Raw genomic sequence first — 6892 nt, 5'->3', positions numbered from 1 at the left:
GGCATGCCAGGCATGCCGCTTCCGGTGCTTCCAGTGCCGTTGCGTGCGTCGCGAGGTTAGAACGCCCTCGCGACACACGCCGTGCACGTCAAACGCGCTTTAGTTCGGCAGTGCGTAAGCGATCACGTAATCGCCCAGCTTGGTGCCGAAGGAGCCGTGGCCGCCTGCTGCGATCACGACGTACTGCTTGCCGTTGATCGAGTAGCTCATCGGCGTAGCCTGACCGCCGGCCGGCAGACGGGCTTCCCAGAGCTGCTTGCCGTTGTTCACATCGAACGCGCGGATGAAGTTATCCGCCGTTGCGCCGATGAACGCCACGCCACCTGCCGTGACCATCGGGCCGCCCAGCATCGGCATACCCATCTTGAAAGGCAGCGGGATCGGCGAGCTGTCACGCACCGTACCGATACGCTTCTTCCACACGATCTCGTTGGTCTTCAGGTCGATACCGGCGATATAGCCCCATGCCGGCTGCTTGCACGGCAGACCGAACGGCGAGAGGAACGGGTTCAGCGTGACGCCGTACGGCACGCCGTACTGCGGCTGGATGCCCGATTCCGTACCGCTGCCCTTGGCGCCGGCTTCCGGTTCCATCGGGTTGCCCGGACCGCGCGGGATCAGACGCGAGACGAACGGCAGCGCGATCGGGTTGGCGATGGCGATCTGACGATCCGTGTCGAGCGCAATACCGCCCCACTCGAACATGCCCAGGTTGCCCGGGAACACCAGCGTGCCTTGCAGCGACGGCGGCGTGAAGGTGCCTTCATAACGCAGCTTGTGGAACATCACGCGGCAGACCAGCTGGTCGTACATCGTCGCGCCCCACATGTCCTTGTCCGTGAGCAGATTCTTCGGACGGAACGTGAGTTCGGAGAACGGCTGCGTCGGCGAAGTGCGGTCGCCCGGCGCGGCGCCTTGCGGCACCGGCAGTTCCGGAGCCGGCACGACGGTTTCGCCGGTGCGGCGGTCGAGCACGAACAGGTTGCCGGTCTTGGCCGGGCCGTACACGACCGGCACGGTCTTGCCGTCCTTGGTCGTGATGTCGGCGAGCGTCGGCTGCGACGGCATATCCATGTCCCACAGGTCATGGTGAGCGGTCTGGTAGAACCAGGCCAGCTTGCCGGTCGAAGCGTGCAGCGCGAGCAGGCCGCTGGCGAAGCGTTCCATCTCCGGCGTGCGGTCGCCGCCCCAGATGTCCGGGGTGCGCACGCCCATCGGCAGATAGACGATGTCGAGCTTCGCGTCGTAAGCCGCCGGGGCCCACGAATTCGGCGAGTTCCAGGTGTAGTGCTCACCCGGGCCCGGGATGTGGTTCGGGTCCTTCGCACCCGGATCGAACGCCCACAGGAGTTCGCCCGTACGCACGTCGAAGCCGCGGATCACGCCCGACGGTTCGCGGTTCGAGAAGTTATCTTCCACCGCGCCCGCGACGATGATCACCTTGCTGGTGATGATCGGCGGCGAAGTCGGCTCGTACATGCCCGGCGTCGTGACCGGCATGGCGTGCTGCAGATCGAGATCGCCGTTATTGGCGAAGCCCGCGCAACGCTCGCCCGTCAGCGCGTCGAGCGCGTACAGGTGACCGTCGTTGACCGGCAGATAGATACGGCGCGAGCAGGCACCCGTCACCGGAGCGGCGGCCGTGGTGGTCGCGTCGCTGGCCGGTGCGGTCGATGCCGCAGCCGTGGCAGCCGAAGCAGCGGCGTCCGAAGCAGCCGCTTGCGGAGCCGAAGCGGCAGCGTCCGAGGCAGCAGCAGTCGCAGCCGCATCGCTGGCCGGTGCAGCAGCCGCGTCTGCCGGAGCCGCCGCATTTGCCGTCAGATCGACATACGACACGCCGCGGCAGGTCACGTGCTGGAACGACGGATCGGTCTTGAGCTTCGGATCGAAGGTCCACTTGAGCGTGCCGCTCTGCGCGTCGAGCGCGAAAAGCTTCTGGTGCGGCGAGCACAGGTAGAGCAGATTGCCGATCTTGATCGGCGTGACTTCGTTGGTGATTTCGACCGGATCGTTCGGGCCTTTCATGTCGCCCGTGCGGAAGGTCCAGGCCACTTGCAGGTTCTTCACGTTATCCGGCGTGATCTGCTGCAGCGGCGCGTAGCGCGTGCCTTCCTGGGTACGACCGTAAGCGGGCCAGTCGCCATTGTCGATGCCGTTCGCGTTCGCGGCGAGCGAACCCGTCGACGAAGCGAGCGTGCCGTTGACCGTCTGCGGATCGTTGAAGCAGGCGTACACGAGCACGCCGGCCCAGATCACCAGCGCGCCGACGAGCGATTGCACGCCCAGCTTGCGCGGTGCTTCGAGACGCCAGCTCACGAGCAGCAGCAGCCACACGCCGAACACGACGAGCACGCCCGAGCGCGGTGCGAGCGCCCAGAAGTCGGGACCCGACTCCCACAGCGACCAGATGGCGGTGCCCACGAGCACGAGCGCGTAGAGCACGAGCGCGGTGGGACTGCGGCGATACAGCAGCCACGTGACGGCCAGCAGCACAACGCCGGTCACGACGTAATACGCCGAGCCGCCGAGCGACAGCAGGTACGCGCCGCCGATCAGCAGAAACAGCGATGTGAGCGCGATGAATAGTAATGTGATGACGCCGATGAACCCCGGCGATGATGATTCTCTGGATCTGGACATGATGATCTCAACCTTCTTTTGAGGACGCCGCTTGCATCGCCTGTCACACGATGCCGGCGGCGAGGCGCGCCGACGCGAACGCCGGCGAGTCGTCCAGCCACTGCGCTACGCCCGCAGCGGCCGGTTGTGCGGAAAACGCTCCGCGAAAAACCTGCTGCTTTAGAAGACGTGCATCATCCCGACGTAAGCGCCGGTCTGCGATTCGCCCACGTTCGGGCTGGTCGGCGAACTGGAGTCGCGCGGCGTGGCGAACACCGAGAAGTTGCCGTTCTTGCTGTTGTCCACATAAGCCACCGTGCCGTACAGGAAGGTGCGCTTGCTCAGGTTATAGGTGGTGCCGAGCGCGTACAGCATGGCGTGGCTGCCCGGATCGTGCGAAGCGTCGCCGCTGCCCTCGCCCACGTGGATGTAGAAGCCCGCCGCCGTGACGGCCCACTTCGGCGTCGCCTGATACGTCGCGCCCAGCCAGTAGTGGTCGGCGCTGTCGGCTACACCTACCGGCGAATCCGGCGCGGCGTAGTGCGTGTAGGCCGCCTGGATCTTCCAGTTGTCGACGCGCAGATTGCCGCCCACGAAGAATTCGCGCGATGCCGTGAAGATGTTGGAGAAACGGCCGCTGGAGTCGCGCAGCTCGTCGTAGATGCCGCGCACGTCGAACAGCGGCGAGTGGTACGTCAGCATGACGCCGTCCGAGCGGCCAAAGTCGCCGTCGGCGCCATTGTTGAAGCCGCTCGTCTGGTTGCCGAAGGCGTACTGACCTTGCACGTCGAGGCCGTGCCACACGGGGCTGTGGTATTCGACGTTATTGCTGGTCTGCTGCCAGTTACGACCGCGCACCAGCGACGCCGACGACACCGCCTGCTGCACGAACGGGTCGAATTCCCACACGCCGTCGCTGTCGATGAAGAGGTTGCGACCGGCCTGGATTTGCCCCCAGGTGTCGTTCTTCAAGCCGACATACGCACGGCGCGAGAACAGCTTGCCGCCGCCCGAAGTGCCGTTCATGATCTGCAGCGCGGTTTCGAGGTCGAACAGCGCGGAGGTGCCGCCGCCCAGATCCTCGGTGCCCTTCATGCCGAGCATGCTGGTGCCCCAGTCGCCGCCTTCCGCGCTCCAGCGGCTCGACGTGCCGCCGTTGCCATTGGCAATGTGATTCAGATATTCGATGCCGCCGTCGACGCGGCCGTAGAGCGTCACGCTCGATTGCGCCGAGGCAGCCGTGCTCGCTGCCAGCAGGGCGATTGCGCCCAGTTGTTTTTTCACGTCAGCTCCCAGATGGATTCTTCTTTCGTTGTCCGTGCCGACCGGGCCGCCTGAAGGCCACTTGCGTGGTCTCGCTGCGCCTGGCGCCTTGCAGTCCGTGAAAGCCAGATCCGGTTATCCCGAAAATGGCCGTGCCGAAAGCAGTGAAACGGGTCGATAAAGTCCGCTTCGCTGGGGATGCTTCGCGCTGTGCCCGGTGGCGACGTTTTGTTCGATGCGTACCGCCGGAAGCACATGACGCCTGAAAAATATAGCGCGTCATCTGGAATGGTGCTTTCTGGCTGGTCGCAGCGGGGTCGGACTATAGCAGTCCAGAGCGAATTTCGCATCCAACTTTACGCAATCGGGCAAAACCCCGACGGGGTTTTGCCGAATTCCCCGCTGGCCGTAACCCCAGGTCGACTTTTCGCTTTCGTAAGCTCAATCGTAGGCTCAAGCACGCAATCTCTTCAGCCGGGAAGCGATAGCACGTTCCGTACCTTAATTTTTATTGTGGCGTGCCGGGTCCGGTGCGCGCCTGCCAGCGCTGGGCTTCGTCGAGAAAGGCGCTCACCTGAGGCGGCATTGTCGCGGCATGGCGCACGGTGCACCAGACGCGCAGCGCAGGAGGATCGGGAAAAAATGGCAGCTCCATCAGCTCGCGCCGCGTCTCGATGACGGGACGCGCGACCAGCATCACCGCGTCCATCTTCAGCGCGAGCGCGATTCCCGGCACCGAGGCCGCGCACATCAAGGTGCTTGCGGGCGCAACGAGTCCGGCGTGCTCGAAAACGCGATCGACGTAGCGCTGTTGTGCGCCGCTCGGGTCGGTGTAAATCCAGCGCGCCTCGCACAGCGCGTCGAGCGACGCCGCCTGCGCGTGACGCCCGGCGCGGGCGGCCACCAGCGCGAACGTGGTCTCGAACACGAGCCGCGAACGGCTGTCCTGAAGGGAGTCGGGGCGCGTTTCCGAGAACGACGGCACCGCATGCAGCGCGACATCGAGCGTGCCGTCGTCGAGGCGATGCAGCATTTGCTCGCGCTGGTATTCGTAGAGTTCGACCTGCACCGTCGGGTGGCGCGCCATAAATCCGGCCACCAGATCCGGCGCGATCAGCACCGAAACCGCGGGCGTGAGGCCAATGCGCAGATGGCCGCCGTGCTGACCGCGCAGCGCGCTCAATTCCTCGTGTGCGCGCGTCATCTCGGCGACCACGGCCTGGGCGCGCGGCAGAAATGCCCGCCCCGCCGCCGATAGCGACATGCCGTGCGGCGTGCGCTCGAACAGCTGAACCTCGAATTCGCCTTCGAGTTCGCGGATCGACTTGGAGATGGCGGCCGTGGTGCGGTTCAGGCTCGCGGCGGCGCGGGTGAGACTGCCGCCTGCGGCCAGCGCGAGAAAGGCGTGGAGCTGATGCTGCTTCATGGGCGCGCGCAAAGTTGCAGAGGAGAAGCCGCGGATATTAACGCGGTCACGCCCATGAAGAACAACGCGGATTCAGCGGATCAATGCCGGCGCGGCCTCGGCATCGAGCGGCCAAAGCGGACGGCGAACGTTGCGCCAGGCCACTTTGGCGTAGTCGCGCTGCAACGGGCCGCCGCCGTCGACGTACAGCACGCGGCTCGCGATCGGCCCGAAATGCGCGTGAAAATGATTGACCGACTTCACGAACACCATGCGCTTCGCGCGCGGATCGATGCCCACCTGCTCGAAGGCTTCGAGGCTGAACGCCTGGGCGCGCTGCGTCATCAGCACGATTTCCACCCCGCCGATGCGGATCGCGGCCGCGTCGCCGCATTCCACGCGGCTCGGGCCAAAACGTTGCCACGCGCCGCGCCGCAGGCCGATCACTTCGGCGAGACCGTCGACGGGTTGACCTGAAGTCGGCGCGACCTTGCCGCCGATACGCAGCGGCAACACCGCGCCCAGGCCCGCGTCGAAGCACAGTTGCACCGCGCCCGGGTCCCACAGCGGCCCCGCGGCGACGTTTTCCACGCCGCGCGCCAGCAGGCGCGCGAGTACGTCGGTGTTGTCGGACGGAGCGCCGCCGCCCGAGTTGTCGGTGGGATCGGCAACTACGACCGGCCCCGTCTTTGCCGGGTCCGGGGGGGCAAGACCCGCATCGATGGCCGCGTCGATCGGCAGCAAGGGCGACGCTGTCTGCCCTCGCAACGCCACCAGCGCCTCGCCCAGTTCGCGCGCTACCGCATCGCCGCGCGCCTTGTCGTGCGCGTAGACCAGCACGCGCGTACTCAGATCGGCGGTATCGCCATAGATGAAGCCGTGCACGATCGAGATCGACACGATGCCCGAATCCGCGTCCGCCTCGATCGCTTTCGCGCGGTCGACCAGCGCGCGCATGGCTGCGCCGGTGGTCGGATAAGAGTCGATCTGGCGGCAGTCGAACAGCGAAGCGCGCGGACGCGGCATGCCGTTCACCATCGCTTTGACGAGATCGATCACGCGCTCGGCCTGCTCGACCGTATCCGTGTGCGGGTACTCCTTGTAGAGCACGATGATGTCGCTATGGTCCAGGCGCGTGTTGTTGACGATGCAGTGCGGGTCGAATTCCACGCCGATCACGCATTCCTTGCCCACGAGCGCGCGCACGCGGGCGATCAGATCGCCTTCCGGGTCCGGATAGCCGTGCGCAATCATGCCGCCGTGCAAGCCGAGCATCACTGCATCGACGGGCAACGCGGCGCGCAATTCGTCCAAGATGCGTTCGCGCATGGTCTCGTAGGCTTCGCGGCTGGTGATGCCTGCGGGCGTCGCGCGAAAGCAGCTGCCTTCAATCAGCGTGAACTCGCCTTTTGCCGCGCGGCGTTTCGCGGCCCACAGCAGTTCCGCGCCTGCGGTGGGCGTATCGTCAGTGGGACACGCGCCTGGCGGAATATGGCCGCGCATGAACATCTCCAGGCTGGTGGGCAGATTGACGAAGGCATTGGTCTCGGTGAGCAGACCGGCGACGAAGCATTTCATGGCGGGACTCGGTGCGAAGAAAAAACG

At 65.6% G+C, this 6892-nt stretch carries 4 protein-coding genes; all 4 read right to left on the bottom strand.

Going from position 1 to position 6892, the window contains the following annotated elements; genetic code table 11:
- Nucleotides 1-99 precede the first annotated feature (99 nt).
- The 4 genes from F3J17_RS34705 to F3J17_RS34690 all read right to left on the bottom strand — a co-directional run bounded on the left by F3J17_RS34705 (nt 100) and on the right by F3J17_RS34690 (nt 6865).
- Nucleotides 100-2640 carry a glucose/quinate/shikimate family membrane-bound PQQ-dependent dehydrogenase gene (locus F3J17_RS34705; RefSeq protein WP_167070151.1) on the bottom strand — a complete coding sequence of 847 codons (2541 nt, stop codon included), beginning with the start codon at nt 2638-2640 and terminating at the stop codon, nt 100-102.
- A gap of 159 nt (nt 2641-2799) precedes the next feature.
- On the bottom strand, nt 2800-3903 hold the full coding sequence (locus F3J17_RS34700) for a porin (RefSeq protein WP_345891287.1): 1104 nt from the start codon (nt 3901-3903) through the stop codon (nt 2800-2802).
- A gap of 487 nt (nt 3904-4390) precedes the next feature.
- Complete coding sequence (locus F3J17_RS34695; RefSeq protein WP_167070149.1) at nt 4391-5308, bottom strand: LysR family transcriptional regulator; 918 nt, start codon at nt 5306-5308, stop codon at nt 4391-4393.
- A 72-nt stretch (nt 5309-5380) separates the two neighbouring features.
- Complete coding sequence (locus F3J17_RS34690; protein WP_167070147.1) at nt 5381-6865, bottom strand: M81 family metallopeptidase; 1485 nt, start codon at nt 6863-6865, stop codon at nt 5381-5383.
- Between the last annotated feature and the right edge of the window lie 27 nt (nt 6866-6892).

Source organism: Burkholderia sp. Ax-1719 (genome assembly GCF_011753055.1).
GTDB lineage: Bacteria > Pseudomonadota > Gammaproteobacteria > Burkholderiales > Burkholderiaceae > Paraburkholderia.
The sequence above is the reverse complement of the archived record's forward strand: the minus strand, read 5'-3'. Positions and strand labels throughout refer to the sequence as shown.